Here is a 16793-nt window from a genome sequence, read left to right as displayed (position 1 = left end):
GCCCGCTACTGCTTTGGGCCGACGGTCCCGGTCGCCTTCAGTCTCGCCGACCTCACCCAACCCGAGACGTCGTTGTCTGTCCCTGAATGGAAGTACGTCACCGACGACCAGCCATCATTGGTCTGCGCGTACGCGACCAGCTCGTCATTCGGGATCACGAACACCCCGCTGATCGGGCAGTGAAGATTCGGCGCCGAGTAGAATTGCAGCCGTCCCTTGCCCGTCACCACATTGGCGAGCGGCGGCGACAGGATCGGGACGCGGCTGGTGCCCGACCGCGGCTCCTTGCAGCTCGACGGCGTCTGCGCGTGCACTGTCGCACCCAGCGCCCCCAGCATCAGGGCGCCAGCGACGATGCAGCTGAGAGCAAGCCTGTCCGACATCATTCATTCTCCCGATCGCGCCACGCGATCCTCCGTCACTCCAGAGTTTGTCGCCAGACAGCACGAGCAGGTTCTGCGAGTTCAAACGAAAGTTTGCACGCCCGCCACAAGGCGCGCGCGTCGCCCTGTTCCGGCAACGCAACGCGTGTCCGGTTCAGTTTCCGGCGATGATGACGAGGTTGTTCAAGACAGGCGTTGAGCAGAAGGCGACGACGAGAGCGATGTTGTAGACATTGTTGCTGCGCCAGAGCAGCCACGTCAGGACGAAGGTGAGACCGAGTTTGGGGACCAGCCACCACACGCCGAACCATGTCTGCGCCATATGCATGAACGGGTTCAACTCGCCGAGCCCGAGATTCAGGATCACATTCGTCGACTCGAGATCGGCGTATCCGAGAATCAACGCGACGAACAGTAGAAGGCCCTTAACCCAGTTCATTCTTAGACTCCCCATGCCGAAGATGCCGGATCGGCCAGATGATGCTGTTGATGATGTCGGCCCGCTCAGGAGGCACAAGTCCGGTTGCCGGATACTCGCCCGGCTTCGGCACCCACGCCGTGCCGAACAGAATGTCCAGGAGCGGGAAGAAGGCGGCAAAGTTCTTGTCGCGATGCTCGATCTGCACCGAATGATGGATCCGATGCCATTGCGGATTGTTGATCCAGGTCACGAAGCGGCCGAGCGGGATGCGGACGTTGAGATGCGCGCAGGCATCGGGAAGGAAGAAGATGAATGCCGCAGCGATCGCCATGTCCGGAGGGATCCGAAACAGGATCGCTATGATCGGAAGAAAGGCGTCGGACAGCACCCTTTCCAACCAGAAATGGCGGCCACCGGTGATGAACGTAATGCCGTTCGCACTGTGGTGGAACGAGTGCATCGCCCAAAGAAAGGGGACCGCATGTTGCAGCCGATGGAATGTGTACTTGTAGAGATCGAGCGCCACCACCACGATCGCGAACGAGACGAACCACCAGTAACCTTCGGTCGGCAGCTTGATCCAACCAAGTCCGGCATAGCTTGCGATCGCACCAGCGCTGATCGCAGCAAGCGGGGCGAACAGGTGCTCCAACCCGACGCTCACGATGACCGCGAGCCAATCAGCACGAAACTCGTCGCCGGAAACTTCCGCGATGGGCCACGTCTTCTCCAGGATGCGACTGCCGTAGACGACACCCAGAATGACCGCCGCGCAAAAAACGGCGTTTGAAATCTCACTCGACATGAGAGACGACCCGCCGGTTCAAAGGCCGGACAAAATGAACAAAACATTCTGCCGCCTATAGACTGAAAAACCTTATTTTTTCTCAACGCCCCGGCGGGCGCAAGCAGGGTTTTTACGGGCGTTCCCTCGTCCTTGGGCCGAATTTGCCCGGACATTGGCTCGTGCGGGCTTCGATCGCACGTCAATCCCACGGCGGCTTGCCGCGGAATGCCTCGACCAGGAAGTCCACCATCACCCGCACCTTTGCGCTGACGTGGCGGCGGCTCGGGTAAACCGCCAGCACGTCGGTCTCGGGCGTGTGATAGCCCGGCAGCAGGCGGACCAGGCGGCCCTGCCGCAGCAGCTCTCCAATCAGAAACGTCGGCTGCAGAATCAATCCGAAGCCGGCCAACGCTGCCGCGCAAGCCGTCTCGCCGTTGTTGGTGTTGAAGATGTTGGAAACCGGCACCGTGTGAAGCTTGCCGTCTCCATCGAGCAACCGCCATTCCTCGGCCGAGGCGGAATAGGCGTAGGCAATGCAGGCGTGATTCCTGATGTCATCCGGGGTCTGCGGCGCGCCTTGCCGCGCGACGTAATCCGGTGACGCACAGACGAAATGATGAATCGCCGCGAGCTTGCGGCTGATCAAGCTCGGTGATCCCTCGCGCGAGATGCGGACAGCCAGATCGAAGCCCTCGTCGACAAGGTCGACGAGGCGATCGACTAGGCTGATGTCGAGTTCGATGTCCGGATAGCGCGCCATGAAACGCGGCCACAGTGGCGCAAGATGAAGAATGCCGAAGCTCAGCGGCGCGTTGATCCGCAGACGTCCCCGCGGCTGCATCGCAGTGGAGGACGCGATCGCCTCCGCCTCCGCCACCTCCTCCAGGATCGAGAGCGCGCGATCATACAGCGTCTTGCCGGTGTCGGTCAGCGACAGGTGCCGCGAGGTCCGGTTGAGCAGGCGCGCCCCAAGCATCTCCTCCAGTTCGTTGATGTAGCGGGTCACGTTGGCCGGCGAGGTCTCCAGCTTGTCCGCCGCGCGGGTGAAGGACCCCTGGCCAACCACGGTGGCAAACACCTCGAAGGCACGCAGACGGTCCATGGCAGCCTCGAGCATTCATAAAAGCTGAATGATAAGACCATTTTCTGTGCCTTCTTTCCAGTTCTGTGAGCGTCTAATCAGGTTGCCATCACGCCGCGATTGGCGCGGCCGAACCGGAGAACGGACATGGCACAGGGTACGGGACGTCTTTCAAACAAGGTTGCAATCGTGACCGGCGCGAGCTCGGGCATCGGCCGCGTCACGGCCAAGCTGTTCGCGGCCGAAGGCGCGAAGGTGGTGGTCGGCGCACGGCGGGAAAGCGAGCTGGCGAGCCTGGTCGACGAGATCAAGGCCAACGGCGGGACGGCCGTCGCGCTCGCCGGCGATGTGCGCTCGGAAGATTATGCCAAGGCGCTCGTCGCGCTGGCGGTCAAGGCATTCGGCCGCTTGGACATCGCATTCAACAACGCCGGCACGCTCGGTGAGGGCGGCGCCTCGACCGGCGTCTCCGAAGCCGGTTGGAACGATGCCGTTGCGATCAACCTCACCGGCTCGTTCCTGGGCGCCAAGCACCAGATCGCCGAGATGACCAAGCATGGCGGCGGATCGGTGATCTTCACCTCGACCTTCGTCGGCTACAGCTCGTCATTCCCCGGCGTCGCCGCCTATGCCGCAAGCAAGTCCGGCCTGATCGGCTTGACCCAGACGCTCGCCGCCGAGTTCGGCCCGCAGAACGTCAGGGTCAACGCAGTGCTGCCCGGCGCGATCGAGACCGAGATGTATCGCGAGATGAACGACACCCCGGACAAGGCGGCCTTCGTCACCAACCTGCATGCGCTCAAGCGCGTGGGTCGCCCCGAGGAAGTCGCGCGCTCGGTGCTTTATCTGGCGTCGGAAGATTCCAGCTTCGTCACCGGGACCGCGTTGCTGGTCGACGGCGGCCTCTCGATCACGCGCACCTGAGGCGGCCAGTCCGAAGCACCCGTTGGTGGCGGCCAGTTCAGGGAACGCCGCCAACGGCATCGTCGGGATTGCCGGTCGGGAGGATGCAGAAGAATGGCACGGCGTTGATCTCTTATGCTATTGAGATATCAGATGATTTGCCGATCGCCATTCCGATCCCCTTCAGCCCGATCCGGAACTCTTCGGCCATGGCAATTCGCAATCGGGCCGGACGGCATGCTGATTGGTTGAATTCGCGACGCCGGAGTCTTATGCGTGGCCGCCATGAGCACCCTTGCCAACGCCGAAATTTCCCTGACGTCGTGGCCGCGCCACCAGTCGCGCGCCGACAAGCCGGCGCCGTTCCTGCCGATGAACCGTGCCGAGATGACGGCGCTCGGCTGGGACCAATGCGATATCGTGCTGGTGACGGGCGATGCCTATGTCGACCATCCGAGCTTCGGCATGGCGATCATCGGCAGGTTGCTGGAGGCCCAGGGCTTCAGGGTCGGCATCATCGCGCAGCCCGACTGGCAATCGGCCGAGCCGTTCAAGGCGCTGGGAAAGCCGCGCGTGTTCTTCGGCGTCACCGGCGGCAACATGGATTCGATGGTCAACCGCTACACGGCGGACCGGCGGCTGCGCCATGACGACGCCTACACGCCCGACGGCGAAGGCGGCCGCCGTCCGGACCGCTGCACCATCGTCTATGCGCAGCGCTGCCGCGAAGCGTTCAAGGACGTGCCGATCGTGCTCGGCGGCATCGAGGCATCGCTGCGCCGCATCGCGCATTACGACTATTGGTCCGACAAGGTGCGCCGCTCGGTGCTGGCGGACGCCAAGGCCGACCTTCTGCTCTACGGCAACGCCGAACGTGCAGTCGTCGAGGTGGCGCACCGGCTCGCCAATGGCGAGGCGCCGCGCGATCTCGACTCGATCAGAGGCGTCGCGCTGTTCCGCCGCGTGCCCGAGGATTACGCCGAACTGCATGCCGACGATCTCGATTCCGCCGACGAGGGCGCAGCGCGCCAGGCGGGCAACGTCGTGATCCGCCTGCCGGCCTGCGAGCAGGTCGAGCAGGACCGCGATGCCTATGCCCGCGCCTCGCGCGTGCTGCACCGGGAGAGCAATCCCGGCAACGCGCGGCCGCTGGTGCAGCGTCACGGCGACCGCGATTTGTGGCTCAATCCGCCGCCGATCCCGCTGACGACGGCCGAGATGGATTCCGTCTACGACCTGCCCTACGCGCGTGCGCCGCATCCCTCCTACAAGGACGCCAAGATCCCGGCCTGGGAGATGATCCGCTTCTCGGTGACGATCATGCGCGGCTGCTTCGGCGGCTGCACGTTCTGCTCGATCACCGAGCACGAGGGCCGCATCATCCAGAACCGCTCGGAGGGCTCGATCCTGCGCGAGATCGAGCGCATCCGCGACAAGACGCCGGGCTTCACCGGCGTGATCTCAGACATCGGCGGGCCGACCGCCAACATGTACCGGATGGCGTGCAAGGATCCGAAGATCGAGGCGGCGTGCCGGCGGCCGTCCTGCGTCTTCCCCGAGATCTGTCCGAACCTCAACACCTCGCATGACGACCTGATCCGGCTCTATCGCAAGGTGCGCGAGGTCAAGGGCGTCAAGCGCGTGATGGTGGCCTCGGGCGTGCGCTACGACCTCGCGGTCGAGAGCCCCGAATACATCAAGGAGCTCGTCACCCATCACGTCGGCGGCTACCTGAAGATCGCGCCCGAGCACACCGAGCGCGGCCCGCTCGACAAGATGATGAAGCCGGGCATCGGCGCCTACAACCGCTTCAAGAAAATGTTCGATGCCGCGGCCGAGCAGGCCGGCAAGAAATACTATTTGATCCCGTATTTCATCGCCGCGCATCCGGGCACGACCGACGAGGACATGATGAACCTCGCGCTCTGGCTCAAGAAGAACCGCTACCGCGCCGACCAGGTGCAGACGTTCCTGCCCTCGCCGATGGCGACCGCAACCGCGATGTACCACACCGGCGTCAATCCGCTGCGTGGCGTGCGCCGCGGCGCGAGCGACAAGATCGAGGCGATCAAGGGACTCCGGCAGCGCCGGCTGCACAAGGCGTTCCTGCGCTACCACGACCCCGACAATTGGCCGGTGCTGCGCGAAGCGCTCATCCAGATGGGACGCCGCGATCTGATCGGCTCGCGCCCCGACCAACTCGTGCCCGCGCACCAACCGCCCGGCACCGGCAAGGCCGCCGGCACACGACGCCCCCTGCGCCCCGGCGACAAGCCACAGCGCTTCACCACCAAAGGCCTGCGGATGGGCAAGTAGGCAGGACGCCGGGCGTTCAGCCGGCGAGGAGATTTTTCGCTACACGCCGCGGCTTGTGCGAAACCGAGAAGGCCGGCGATGGTGTCGCGGCCCTCTCGGACAGGACCGGCTATGCCGGTCAGTGCAGCGAGCGGTCGGTCCGGGCGGAAGCCCGCGCGGTCGTGATCTTGTTGCGCGGCGTCAGAACATTGAGCTGATGCGGCGTGGCCGACGTCGCGGCTGACGGCGCCTGCTCGTGGACATTGGCGGCGCCGAGCACGCCAGCCTGCATCGGCGAGATCGGCAGGCCCGCGGCTTCGTAAGTCGGAAGCTCTGTGGCGGATGCGGCCGTTGCACTCGCGATCGCGAGGGTGGCGGCAGCAATGATGGAGAGGGAAATCTTGGTCACGTGAAGGCTCCTCAATCGGACTTGAGAAGCCGACATAGGCCAATTTTGTTGCGATGCAATAACACATACTGCGCCGCACAAGTATTTGACCGCGCCTCGGCACGAGAGGTCAGAGCACAGCGGTCTCGCCGCTGGGCACATGCCTTAAAAACCCAATGAAATCAAAGATGAATGGCGCGCCCGGAACGATTCGAACGTCCGACCCTCAGATTCGTAGTCTGATGCTCTATCCAGCTGAGCTACGGGCGCATTTTCGCTGCAGGGCTTGAAGCCCGCATGGCTCCGGGAGCCCCGGAACGTCGCGAAAGAGCGCTCTAGCTACAGGCTCCCGGTCCAGTTGGCAAGCTCTGGAAACGCCATTTTCGGAACGCTCTAGCCGCCCCGGAGTACCGGAACGGCCTTACGCCCGTGCCCGCTCGCTGCGGACCGACAGCAATTCCACCGGGCGATCCGGGATCGAGATCCGGAAGGTGGCGCCGATGGTGCCCTCGACCAGATGGATGTGGCCGCCATGGGCGCGGATCAGCTCGGCGGCGATCGCAAGGCCGAGCCCGCTGCCGCCGGGGCGGCCGGAGGTCTGGAACGCCTCGAACAGATGCTCGCGCGCCTTGGCCGGAACGCCGGGGCCAGTGTCGGATACCTCGATGATCGCAACCGTGCCCTCGCGGCGGCCCGTGATGCGAATCTGCTGCGCACCGCCATCGCCGTCCTGCCGGCTTTCCAGCGCCTGGCTTGCGTTGCGCACCAGATTGAGCAGCACGCGGAACAGCTGGTCGGGGTCAGCGTCGATGGTCAGGCCGCGCTCGATCGCGCTGATCCAGGTGATCGAGACGTCAGTCGCAAGCCCAGCCGACTCGCGTACCTCGGCAACCGCCGGCTCCACCATGATCACGCGGCGGTCGGGCGCCGCCTCCTGCGCGCGGCCATAGGACAATGTCGATTGGCAGAAGGCGATGGCGCGCTCCAGCGAGCGCAGCAATTTCGGCGCGAAGCGCTGCACCCGCGGGTCGGGCACGCTGGCGAGCTGGTCCGACAGCAATTGCGATGACGCCAACAGGTTGCGCAGATCGTGGTTGATCTTGGAGACGGCGAGCCCGAGCGCGGCGAGCCGGCTCTTCTGATGCAGCATCGAGACGAGGTCGCGCTGCATGTCCGACAGCTCGCGCTCGGCAACGCCGATCTCGTCGCCGCGCTGGCTCGGCACGATGATTCGCGCCGAACTCTCCGGATTCTCGTGGAAGCCGACCAGGCTCGCGGTCAGCCGTCGCATCGGCCGCACGAACAGATAATGCAACGCCAGATAGACCAGGCCGGCGGTCAGGCCGGCGATCAAGAGCGCAACGACCAGCACGTTGCGCGAGAAGCGGTACATCGCCTGCCGCAGCGGCTTCTCGTCGATCACGACCTCGATGAACTGGGCCTGGCCGGGCGCCGGGCCGACCACGCGGATGGTCTGGTCACCGTGCTCCAGCATGATCTCGAAGGCATCGACGATCGCCGACCACACCGTCATGTCCCGCATGTCGACGTCATGATCGATCGCGGCCGGCAGGTCGGCGCTGGCGAGCAGGCGGCGCTGTTGACCGAGCTTGATGGCGACCGCGCGGGCGCCGATGCTGGTCAGGATCTGCCGGGCCAGCGAATCCGGCACCAGGCCGGAGGGAGCGGCATCGAGCACCAGCGCCGCGGTATTGGCGGCGGCCAAGCGGTCGTTGAGCCGGTTCATGCGGAAGTTGGCGATGGCCGGAACGTAGATCAGGAGCCCGGCGATCATCACCAGCGGAATCGTCAGCAGCAAAAGCTTGCCCGACAACCCGAGCCGCAGGGTCGGCTTGGGCCGCTGGTTCTGCGCGGTCGCCTGATCGTAAGTTAGAGCCACAAGATAAGGCCTTGTTTGGCTTAGGGGTCGGAAGATGCGGCCCGGCCCCCAAGCCGGTCAAATTACGGATCGCTAATGTCGGCGGTTCCCCGAACGCCCAGAAGCGCTCCTCACCGTCAAAAACCCCGCGAAAACAGTTATATTCGCCCCAATTGCGACGTTTCAAAGAAGCCTCTTTGCGACGCCCTGTGACATTGACGAAAACAGGGCGCTCCCTTATAAGCCGCGCCAACTGTCCGCGATGGCCCGGTTCTTGACCGGGGGCGGCTCTTTGGGGCCGTAAACGGCTCGTTTGGGCCCGCCAGCATCACCGGACTCCATCTCAATACAACGGCAAATTGCCCGGTCAGCGGAGAATTACCCGTGAAGCGGACTTATCAACCCAGCAAACTGGTGCGCAAGCGCCGTCACGGCTTCCGCGCCCGTCTCGCCACGGCTGGCGGCCGCAAGGTCCTCGCCGCGCGTCGCGCGCGTGGCCGCAAGCGCCTGAGCGCCTGAGCCCGGACGTCTCCTCCCCGGAGATACCATTATGGATCGGCTGAGGCAGCGGGCGGATTTCCTCGCCGTTGCCAATGGCGCACGGGCGAATACCGCAGCTTTTGTGCTGCAGGGCCGCCCGCGCGACGATCAGGGCCCGATCCGCGTCGGCTATACCGTCACCAAGAAGAATGGCACCGCGACCGAGCGCAACCGCATCCGCCGCCGGCTTCGCGAAGTGATGAGACGGGTCGATGCCGTATTCATGCGGCCACACCATGATTATGTGCTAGTCGGCCGCCGTGACGCGCTGACCCGCGACTTTGCGACCATGATTGACGACCTGCGGTCGGCGCTGCGCCGCCTCGACCGGCCTGCGCAAAAGGCGGGTAACAAACGCGCGCCCAATCCGAATGGAATGACGAGACCCTAAGAGATGTCCGACAACCGCAACACGATCCTTGCCGTCATTCTGTCCGGCCTCGTCCTGATCGCCTGGCAATATTTCTACAATGTGCCGCAGATGGAGAAGCAGCGCGAGGCGCAGAAGCAGGCCGAACTGCTGAAGCCGGCGCCGCAGGCGACGCCGGGTGCCGCGCCTGGCGCCGCTCCCGGAGCCACGGCAACGCCGTCCCCTGCACCCGGCACGCCTGCCGCCGACGCGCCGGTGGCGAGCCGCGAGACGGTTCTCGCCTCGGGCCCGCGCATCAAGATCGACACTCCGCGCGTGATCGGCAGCATCGCGCTGAAGGGCGCCCGGATCGACGATCTGGCGCTGGTCCAGTTCCGCGAGACGGTCGATCCCAAATCGCCGGCTGTCGTGCTGCTGTCGCCATCGGGCACTGCCGAGCCTTATTATGCCGAGTTCCTGTGGCTGACCGCGAACGGCGCGTCGGTGAAGACCCCGAACGCCGAGACCGTCTGGCAGCAGGAGGGGTCGAACAGCCTGTCGCCGAGCACCCCGGTGGTTCTGAAGTATGAGAACGGCCAGGGCCTGACCTTCCGCCGTACCATCTCGATCGACGATCGCTACCTCTTCAGCATCAAGGATGAGGTCAACAATCAAGGCAGCGCGCCGGTCACGCTGTATCCGTTCGGCCTGATCTCGCGCGGCGGCAAGCCGCCGGTGTCGGGCTATGCCATCCTGCACGAAGGCCCGATCGGCTATCTCGGCGAACAGGGCCTGCAGGAATACACCTACAAGAACCTCGACGAGGCCAAGACCTCGACCGGCGGCAATTCGCGCGGCATCGTGTTCTCGAAGGTCACCGACGGCTGGCTCGGCATCACCGACAAATACTGGGCCACCGCGTTGCTGCCCGAGACCAACGCGACGCTCGAAAGCGCTCGGTTCACCACCGGCGACAAGCGCTACCAGGCCGACTACATGCTCGGCGCGCAGACCATTCCGATCGGCGGCACCGGCGTTGCCAACGCGCGGCTGTTCGCCGGCGCCAAGGAAGCCGCGACCGTCGGCCTCAACTTCCCGCTGGTCGGCTTCGGCGGCTACAACAAGCAGCTCGGCCTCAACCATTTCGATCTGCTGATCGACTGGGGCCACTTCTACTTCATCACCAAGCCGATGTTCCTGGCGCTGGACTGGTTCTATCGCCTGGTCGGCAATTTCGGCATCGCGATCCTGCTGGTGACGGTGATCGTGAAGATGTTGTTCTTCCCGCTCGCCAACAAGTCCTACGCCTCGATGGCGAAGATGAAGTCGGTGCAGCCGCAGTTGCAGGCGCTGAAGGAACGCTATCCTGACGACCGCGTGAAGCAGCAGCAGGAGATGATGGAGATCTACAAGAAGGAGAAGATCAACCCGATCGCCGGTTGTCTTCCCGTCGCCTTGCAGATCCCGGTGTTCTTCTCGCTCTACAAGGTGCTGTTCATCACCATCGAGATGCGGCACGCGCCGTTCTTCGGCTGGATCAAGGACCTCTCGGCGCCGGATCCGACCAACCTGTTCACGCTGTTCGGTCTGATCCCGTTCGATCCGATCGCGCTGCTCGGACCGCATTTCGGCGCCTATCTGGTGATGGGCATCTGGCCGATCATCATGGGCATCACGATGTGGGTGCAGATGAAGCTCAACCCGGCGCCGCCGGATCCGACCCAGAAGATCATCTTCGACTGGATGCCGCTGATCTTCACCTTCATGCTGGCCGGCTTCCCGGCGGGTCTCGTGATCTACTGGGCCTGGAACAACACGCTCTCGGTGCTGCAGCAGAGCTTCATCATGCGCAAGAACGGCGTGAAGGTGGAGTTGTTCGACAATCTGAAGTCGACGTTCGCAAAGAAGCCGACGTAGCTTCCGGCAACCTCGCCCATCAATGCGTCATGCCCGGCCTTGTGCCGGGCATCCACGTATTGGAGGGTAGCAAGACGTCGACGTGAACGGCTGGAGCTACGCCGGCCAAGACGAAGTGGGACCCTTCGATGACCACCGAACCCGATGCGGAGCTGATCGAGCAGGGACGCAAGCTGTTCGCCGGCGACTGGCGCTTCATCTGGGCCTCGCCCTCGATCGAGACGTTGCCGCCGATGGCCGGCCTCGAGGTCGCCTTTGCCGGCCGCTCCAATGTCGGCAAATCGAGCCTGATCAACGCGCTGACCGGCCGCAGCGCGCTCGCGCGTACCTCGCATACGCCGGGCCGGACCCAGGAGCTGATCTTCTTCGAGGGCCCGGAGAACGCGAACTTCCGCCTGGTCGACATGCCGGGCTACGGCTACGCCTCGGCGCCGAAGACCAAGGTGGCGTCGTGGACGGCGCTGATCCACAAATTCCTGCTCGGCCGCGCGACGCTGGCGCGGGTCTATGTGCTGATCGACGCGCGCCACGGCATCAAGGACGTCGATCTCGACGTGCTGAAGACGCTGGATAAATCCGCGGTCAGCTACCAGGTCGTGCTGACCAAGGCCGACCAGGTCAAGGCCGGCGAACTCAAGACCACGATCGCCGATACCATTGCGACGCTGGCAAAACATCCCGCCGCGTTCCCCGACGTGCTGGTGACCTCGTCGCGCACCGGCGATGGCATGCCGGAGCTGCGCGCCGCCATGGTGCGCCTGATCGAGGAACGGCGTCGATGAGCGGCGTATCCCGATTCCTGATCGTCTGCGCCGCCGTGATGGGCGCCTGCGGCGTGATGCTGGCGGCGGCCGCGGCTCATTTGCCTGATGCCACGCGGCTGGCGGCGGCGTCCTCGATGCTGCTGTTCCATGCACCCGCCGTTATCGCGACCATTGCAGTCGCGGACCGCGCGATCGTTCATGCCAAGCTCGGAATCGTGGCCGCGGCCGGCTTCGTCATCGCGGCGTCATTGTTCGCGGGCGACCTGGTGCTGCGCCAGTATGCCGGCCACGGACTGTTTCCGATGGCCGCGCCGACCGGCGGAACATTGCTGATCCTGAGTTGGCTGGTGCTGGCGGTTTCGGCGATGTGGCCGAAGGGTTCATAATTGCCTTTCTTCCTTCTCCCCATGTGGGAAAAGGTGGCCATAGGAGGGGACAGACCCCTCACCCCGCTTCGCTGCGCGAAGCGCCCCTCTCCCACAAGGGCAGAGGGTCAAGACGCTTTGCGCCCTGCCCGGCAATCAGATAGAACCGCGCCCGTCCCTCCGCTGACGATGAGCCCAGCCCCATGACCGACCAGCACATCAGCCCGCTCGATCAGGCCCGCATCCTGTCCGAGGCGCTGCCGCACATGCAGGAGTACGACGAGGAAACCATCGTCATTAAGTACGGCGGCCATGCCATGGGCGCCGAGGACACCGCCAAGGCGTTCGCGCGCGACATCGTGCTGCTCGAGCAGACCGCGATCAACCCGGTGGTCGTGCATGGCGGCGGGCCACAGATCGCGACCATGCTGAAGCGCCTCGGCATCCAGTCGGAATTCGCCGCCGGCCTGCGTATCACCGACGCCGCGACCATCGAGATCGTCGAGATGGTGCTGGCGGGGTCGGTCAACAAGCAGATCGTCGGCTACATCAATGAGGCCGGCGGCAAGGCCGTGGGCCTCTCGGGCAAGGACGGCAACATGGTGAAAGCGTCGAAGACGACGCGCACCATGGTCGACCCCGATTCCAACATCGAGAAAGCGGTCGATCTCGGCTTCGTCGGCGATCCCGAAAAGGTCGACCTGACGCTGCTCAACCAGCTGATCGGCTACGAGCTGATCCCGGTGCTGGCGCCGCTGGCCACCTCGCAGGACGGCCAGACGCTCAACATCAACGCCGACACCTTTGCCGGCGCGATCGCGGGTGCGCTGAAGGCCAAGCGCCTGCTGCTGCTGACCGACGTGCCCGGCGTGCTCGACAAGTCCAAGAAGCTGATTCCGGACCTGTCGATCAAGGAAGCGCGCAAGCTGATCGCCGACGGCACGATCTCCGGCGGCATGATCCCGAAGGTCGAAACCTGCATCTACGCGCTCGAACAGGGCGTGCAGGGCGTCGTGATCATCGACGGCAAGACCCAGCACGCCGTGCTGCTCGAGCTCTTCACCAACCAGGGCACCGGCACGCTGATCCACAAGTAATGGCAGGCACGGGACACACGGCGAGGATCCCTCGCCGGTCGCCGGCGGCGCGGCTCGCGATGTCGCTGCCGGCCGCGCTGATGTCGTTCCTGTTCTCGTCGGCGCCGGCGCATGCCGACCTCAAGCTCTGCAACCGCATGAGCTACGTGATCGAGGCCGCGATCGGCATCGACGACAAGGCCGCAACCGCAACCCGCGGCTGGTTCCGCATCGATCCCGCGACCTGCCGGGTCGTGGTGCAGGGCGCGCTCACCGCCGATCGCGTGCTGCTCAATGCCCGCGCGCTCGGCGTCTACGGCGCCTCGCCGATCCCGCAGAACGGCACCGATACGCTCTGCGTCGCGCAGGACAATTTCGTGATCGCCGCTGCACGGCAATGCCGCTCTGGGCAGACGCCGGCGCAATTCACCCAGATCACGCCGACGCAGACCGATGACGGCAACCTCGTCGCCTACCTCGCCGAGGACAGCGAGTATGACGACGAGCAGGCGCGACTCGCCGGCATCCAGCGTCTCTTGGTGATCGCGGGCTACGATGCGGCGCCGATCGACGGCGTCGACGGGCCGAAGACGCAGAGCGCGCTGTCGGCCTTCCTCAAGAGCCGCGGGCTCGCCGGCGACATCGTACAGTCGCCGAGCTTCTTCACCACCATGGTCGATGCCGTGCAGAAGCCGTCCGCCTCAGGGCTGACCTGGTGCAACGATACCCAGTACAAGGTGATGGCCGCGGTCGCGACCGACGACGGCAAGGCGGTGACCAGCCGCGGCTGGTATCGCATCGACCCCGGCAAATGCCTGCATCCCGACGTGTCAGGCACGCCGAAGCAGATCTATTCCTTCGCCGAGGCGGTCGACGGCGACAACCGCACCATCAAGATCAAGGACAAGCCGTTGAACTGGGGCGGCGCGGTGCAGCTCTGCACCCGCGAAAGCAAGTTCGAGGTCAACGAGCAAGGCGATTGCGCCACCCGTGGCCTCACCGCGCTCGGCTTCACCACCGTCGACATGACCAGCGGCGGCAAGACGCTGCGCTTTGCGATGCCGTGATGAAGACGCTCGCGCCACATACATCACCGTCGTCCTGGCGAAAGCCAGGACCCATAACCACAAGACTGCGTTTGGCGAAGAACGACGGGCATCGTGCCTTATTGATAGATTCCGCGGTATGGGTCCTGGCTTTCGCCAGGACGACGGCGGAGGGCTCTGCGACGTTCGCGCTGATCGCTGGAGGGCAATAATGAAAACTCCCCGCAGCTTCGCTCACGTCGAAACCTGGGTGTTCGACCTCGACAACACGCTGTATCCGCATCACGTCAATCTGTGGCAGCAGGTCGATGCGCGGATCGGCGAGTTCGTCGGCAACTGGCTGAAAATCTCGCCCGAGGAGGCGCGGCGGCTGCAGAAGGACTATTACCTGCGCTACGGCACCACGATGCGCGGCATGATGACCGAGCACGGCGTGCAGGCCGACGACTATCTCGCCTATGTGCACAAGATCGACCACTCGCCGCTGCAACCGAATCCGGTGATGGGGGCTGCGATCGCCGAACTGCCGGGGCGCAAGCTGATCCTGACCAACGGCTCGGTCGACCATGTCGATGCGGTGCTCGGCCGGCTCGGCATCGGTCACCATTTCGACGGCGTGTTCGACATCATCGCCGCCGATCTCGAGCCGAAACCTGCACCGCAGACCTACCAGAAATTCCTCAGGCTGCACGACGTCGACCCGGCGAAGGCGGCTATGTTCGAGGACCTCGCACGCAATCTGGTGGTGCCGCATGAGCTCGGCATGACCACCGTGCTGGTCGTACCCGACGGCAGCCAGGAAGTGGTGCGCGAGACCTGGGAGCTCGAAGGCCGCGATGCGGCGCATGTCGACCATGTCACGGATGATCTCACGGGTTTCCTGCAGCGGTTGAAGCCCTGATCCCTCCATACGTCATCCCGGCGAAAGCCGGGACGACGGAGGAGAGACACTGCTCGGCGGCCGGGTTTGCCTTGACTCCGCAGCCCCAAATTCCGAAAAAGCCCTGCAAAATTCCCGTCATATCTCCGATACGCCCAAGGATTGTCCCGATGTCGCTGTCTGCCCTCGAAACCACCGTCAACACCGCGTTCGACGCCCGCGAAGGCATTTCGACCTCGACCAAAGGCGAGGTCCGCGAGGCCGTCGACCACGCGCTGGAGCTGCTCGACAAGGGCGAGGCCCGCGTCGCCGAGCGTGAGGCCAGCGGCAAGTGGAAGGTCAATCAGTGGCTGAAGAAGGCCGTGCTGCTCTCGTTCCGCCTCAACGACATGGGCCAGATCGCGGGCGGCCCGGGCAAGGCATCGTGGTGGGACAAGGTGCCCTCGAAGTTCGAGGGCTGGGGCGAGAACCGCTTCCGCGACGCCGGCTTCCGCGCCGTGCCCGGTGCGATCGTGCGCCGCTCGGCGTTCATCGCCAGGAACGTCGTGCTGATGCCCTCCTTCGTCAATCTCGGCGCCTATGTCGATGAAGCCACCATGATCGACACCTGGTCGACGGTCGGCTCCTGCGCCCAGATCGGCAAGCGCGTGCACATTTCCGGCGGCGTCGGCATCGGCGGCGTGCTCGAGCCGCTGCAGGCCGAGCCGGTGATCGTCGAGGACGACTGCTTCATCGGCGCGCGCTCCGAGGTCGCCGAGGGTGTGATCGTGCGCAAGGGCGCGGTGCTGTCGATGGGCGTGTTCCTCGGCGCCTCGACCAAGATCGTCGACCGCGAGACCGGCGAGATCTTCGTCGGCGAGGTGCCGGAATATGCCGTCGTGGTGCCCGGCACCCTGCCGGCCAAGCCGCTGAAGAACGGCCAGCCCGGACCCGCCACCGCCTGCGCCGTGATCGTCAAGCGCGTCGACGAGCGCACCCGCGCCAAGACCAGCATCAACGAGCTGCTGCGGGACTGATCGAACCAATCTCGACCTGACGCCGACAAAACTCCGGGCCGCGAAACATTGCCGCCGCCCGGAGTTTTTTCATGGACTGGGCCAATTACCTGTTCGGCTTCAAGGGCCGCGTCAACCGGGCCAAGTTCTGGCTCGGTACGCTGATCATCGTCTGCTGGATGATGTTCCTGGCCGCGCTCGTGGTCCTGGCCGGCCTCGGCGGCAAGACCGGCTCGTTTGGCTTCAACATCGACGATATCTTCCGGGCCTTCGACCCCGACAGCTATAAATCACTGACATGGGCCGGATTGCCGACCCTGCTGGTCAAGGCCTGCGGAACGTTCTTGTTCGTCTGGGTCTATATCGCGGTCGCGATAAAGCGCCTGCACGACCGGGACAAGAGCGGCTGGTGGATGGTGCCGTACTTCGCGATCCCGGGTCTCATGAGCCAGTTCGGAGGTCGGCTTCCCGACGAGTCTTATGTGATGATGGCCGCGGGCACGATCGTGTTCGTGCTCTATTTCTGGGGCTTCATCGAGCTCGCCTTCCTGCGCGGCACAAGTTACCCCAACCGCTACGGTCCCAATCCGCTGGGAAAAACCCATGTGAGCCGCGGCGGCGGCCACGGCAGCGGGTCGCGCTCCACGCAGGGCTGGGATCAGCAGAGCGAGCTCGATATCGTGCCGCACAAAGCTGGTCCACCCGCGGTGTGACGTGTTAAGCG

The 16793-nt window shown here is 64.5% G+C and carries 18 protein-coding genes and 1 tRNA gene; 12 read left to right on the top strand and 7 right to left on the bottom strand.

Annotation, left to right across the window (positions count from 1 at the left end):
• Positions 1-5 precede the first annotated feature (5 nt).
• From CK489_RS11280 to CK489_RS11265, 4 genes are all read right to left on the bottom strand, one after another.
• On the bottom strand, positions 6-386 hold the full coding sequence (locus CK489_RS11280) for a hypothetical protein (protein WP_245350319.1): 381 nt from the start codon (positions 384-386) through the stop codon (positions 6-8).
• Positions 387-537: 151 nt separating this feature from the next.
• Positions 538-822 carry a DUF5658 family protein gene (locus CK489_RS11275; protein ID WP_050626834.1) on the bottom strand — a complete coding sequence of 95 codons (285 nt, stop codon included), beginning with the start codon at positions 820-822 and terminating at the stop codon, positions 538-540.
• Complete coding sequence (locus tag CK489_RS11270; RefSeq protein ID WP_095732362.1) at positions 809-1609, bottom strand: sterol desaturase family protein; 801 nt, start codon at positions 1607-1609, stop codon at positions 809-811. The genes CK489_RS11275 and CK489_RS11270 overlap by 14 nt, the downstream gene beginning before the upstream one ends.
• 181 nt (positions 1610-1790) lie before the next feature.
• Entirely contained in the window at positions 1791-2693 is a 903-nt protein-coding gene (locus tag CK489_RS11265) for a LysR family transcriptional regulator (RefSeq protein ID WP_095732438.1), read from the bottom strand.
• A gap of 126 nt (positions 2694-2819) precedes the next feature.
• On the opposite strand from CK489_RS11265, the gene CK489_RS11260 reads away from it, so the two are divergent.
• Positions 2820-3596 carry an SDR family oxidoreductase gene (locus CK489_RS11260; RefSeq protein ID WP_095732361.1) on the top strand — a complete coding sequence of 259 codons (777 nt, stop codon included), beginning with the start codon at positions 2820-2822 and terminating at the stop codon, positions 3594-3596.
• A 264-nt stretch (positions 3597-3860) separates the two neighbouring features.
• The gene (locus tag CK489_RS11255; protein WP_095732437.1) at positions 3861-5891 is read left to right on the top strand and encodes a YgiQ family radical SAM protein; all 2031 of its coding nucleotides are present in this window, start codon (positions 3861-3863) and stop codon (positions 5889-5891) included.
• Between the two features lie 118 nt (positions 5892-6009).
• Here the strand turns inward: CK489_RS11255 and CK489_RS11250 are convergent, their stop codons facing one another.
• The 3 genes from CK489_RS11250 to CK489_RS11240 all read right to left on the bottom strand — a co-directional run bounded on the left by CK489_RS11250 (position 6010) and on the right by CK489_RS11240 (position 8158).
• A complete protein-coding gene (locus CK489_RS11250) occupies positions 6010-6279 on the bottom strand; it encodes a hypothetical protein (protein WP_095732360.1) in 270 nt (89 codons plus the stop codon).
• A gap of 172 nt (positions 6280-6451) precedes the next feature.
• Positions 6452-6528 (bottom strand) — tRNA-Arg (locus CK489_RS11245).
• 151 nt (positions 6529-6679) lie between these two features.
• The gene (locus tag CK489_RS11240; RefSeq protein ID WP_095732359.1) at positions 6680-8158 is read right to left on the bottom strand and encodes a sensor histidine kinase; all 1479 of its coding nucleotides are present in this window, start codon (positions 8156-8158) and stop codon (positions 6680-6682) included.
• Between the two features lie 363 nt (positions 8159-8521).
• Between CK489_RS11240 and rpmH the strand changes: the two genes are divergently transcribed.
• From rpmH to CK489_RS11190, 10 genes are all read left to right on the top strand, one after another.
• Positions 8522-8656 carry a 50S ribosomal protein L34 gene (gene rpmH / locus CK489_RS11235; protein ID WP_008542748.1) on the top strand — a complete coding sequence of 45 codons (135 nt, stop codon included), beginning with the start codon at positions 8522-8524 and terminating at the stop codon, positions 8654-8656.
• A 31-nt stretch (positions 8657-8687) separates the two neighbouring features.
• On the top strand, positions 8688-9068 hold the full coding sequence (gene rnpA, locus CK489_RS11230; RefSeq protein ID WP_050626827.1) for a ribonuclease P protein component: 381 nt from the start codon (positions 8688-8690) through the stop codon (positions 9066-9068).
• Between the two features lie 3 nt (positions 9069-9071).
• The gene (gene yidC / locus CK489_RS11225; protein WP_095732358.1) at positions 9072-10943 is read left to right on the top strand and encodes a membrane protein insertase YidC; all 1872 of its coding nucleotides are present in this window, start codon (positions 9072-9074) and stop codon (positions 10941-10943) included.
• Between the two features lie 128 nt (positions 10944-11071).
• Positions 11072-11725, top strand: coding sequence for a ribosome biogenesis GTP-binding protein YihA/YsxC (yihA, locus tag CK489_RS11220; RefSeq protein ID WP_050626825.1), 654 nt, complete (start codon positions 11072-11074; stop codon positions 11723-11725).
• A complete protein-coding gene (locus tag CK489_RS11215; RefSeq protein ID WP_095732357.1) occupies positions 11722-12093 on the top strand; it encodes a DUF423 domain-containing protein in 372 nt (123 codons plus the stop codon). The genes yihA and CK489_RS11215 overlap by 4 nt, the downstream gene beginning before the upstream one ends.
• Before the next feature lie 182 nt (positions 12094-12275).
• The gene (gene argB, locus CK489_RS11210; protein WP_029083632.1) at positions 12276-13169 is read left to right on the top strand and encodes an acetylglutamate kinase; all 894 of its coding nucleotides are present in this window, start codon (positions 12276-12278) and stop codon (positions 13167-13169) included.
• Between the two features lie 59 nt (positions 13170-13228).
• The gene (locus tag CK489_RS11205) at positions 13229-14215 is read left to right on the top strand and encodes a DUF1036 domain-containing protein (protein WP_095732356.1); all 987 of its coding nucleotides are present in this window, start codon (positions 13229-13231) and stop codon (positions 14213-14215) included.
• Between the two features lie 190 nt (positions 14216-14405).
• A complete protein-coding gene (locus tag CK489_RS11200) occupies positions 14406-15095 on the top strand; it encodes a pyrimidine 5'-nucleotidase (protein WP_094193762.1) in 690 nt (229 codons plus the stop codon).
• Between the two features lie 149 nt (positions 15096-15244).
• A complete protein-coding gene (dapD, locus tag CK489_RS11195) occupies positions 15245-16090 on the top strand; it encodes a 2,3,4,5-tetrahydropyridine-2,6-dicarboxylate N-succinyltransferase (protein ID WP_021079579.1) in 846 nt (281 codons plus the stop codon).
• Between the two features lie 71 nt (positions 16091-16161).
• Positions 16162-16782, top strand: coding sequence for a DUF805 domain-containing protein (locus CK489_RS11190; protein WP_050626821.1), 621 nt, complete (start codon positions 16162-16164; stop codon positions 16780-16782).
• The last annotated feature ends 11 nt before the right edge of the window (positions 16783-16793 follow it).

Origin of the sequence: Bradyrhizobium sp. UFLA03-84, from assembly GCF_002289535.1 — a bacterium.
In the GTDB taxonomy this organism is placed as follows: domain Bacteria; phylum Pseudomonadota; class Alphaproteobacteria; order Rhizobiales; family Xanthobacteraceae; genus Bradyrhizobium; species Bradyrhizobium viridifuturi.
The sequence above is the reverse complement of the archived record's forward strand: the minus strand, read 5'-3'. Positions and strand labels throughout refer to the sequence as shown.

Coding starts and splice junctions, on each gene's coding strand:
- dapD (WP_021079579.1), top strand. CDS start 15,245: ATGTCGCTGTCTGCCCTCGAAACCACCGTCAACACCGCGTTCGACGCC.
- rnpA (WP_050626827.1), top strand. CDS start 8,688: ATGGATCGGCTGAGGCAGCGGGCGGATTTCCTCGCCGTTGCCAATGGC.
- CK489_RS11200 (WP_094193762.1), top strand. CDS start 14,406: ATGAAAACTCCCCGCAGCTTCGCTCACGTCGAAACCTGGGTGTTCGAC.
- yidC (WP_095732358.1), top strand. CDS start 9,072: ATGTCCGACAACCGCAACACGATCCTTGCCGTCATTCTGTCCGGCCTC.
- CK489_RS11260 (WP_095732361.1), top strand. CDS start 2,820: ATGGCACAGGGTACGGGACGTCTTTCAAACAAGGTTGCAATCGTGACC.
- CK489_RS11265 (WP_095732438.1), bottom strand. CDS start 2,693: ATGGACCGTCTGCGTGCCTTCGAGGTGTTTGCCACCGTGGTTGGCCAG.
- yihA (WP_050626825.1), top strand. CDS start 11,072: ATGACCACCGAACCCGATGCGGAGCTGATCGAGCAGGGACGCAAGCTG.
- CK489_RS11280 (WP_245350319.1), bottom strand. CDS start 386: ATGATGTCGGACAGGCTTGCTCTCAGCTGCATCGTCGCTGGCGCCCTG.
- CK489_RS11275 (WP_050626834.1), bottom strand. CDS start 822: ATGAACTGGGTTAAGGGCCTTCTACTGTTCGTCGCGTTGATTCTCGGA.
- argB (WP_029083632.1), top strand. CDS start 12,276: ATGACCGACCAGCACATCAGCCCGCTCGATCAGGCCCGCATCCTGTCC.
- CK489_RS11190 (WP_050626821.1), top strand. CDS start 16,162: ATGGACTGGGCCAATTACCTGTTCGGCTTCAAGGGCCGCGTCAACCGG.
- CK489_RS11255 (WP_095732437.1), top strand. CDS start 3,861: ATGAGCACCCTTGCCAACGCCGAAATTTCCCTGACGTCGTGGCCGCGC.
- CK489_RS11205 (WP_095732356.1), top strand. CDS start 13,229: ATGTCGCTGCCGGCCGCGCTGATGTCGTTCCTGTTCTCGTCGGCGCCG.
- CK489_RS11270 (WP_095732362.1), bottom strand. CDS start 1,609: ATGTCGAGTGAGATTTCAAACGCCGTTTTTTGCGCGGCGGTCATTCTG.
- CK489_RS11215 (WP_095732357.1), top strand. CDS start 11,722: ATGAGCGGCGTATCCCGATTCCTGATCGTCTGCGCCGCCGTGATGGGC.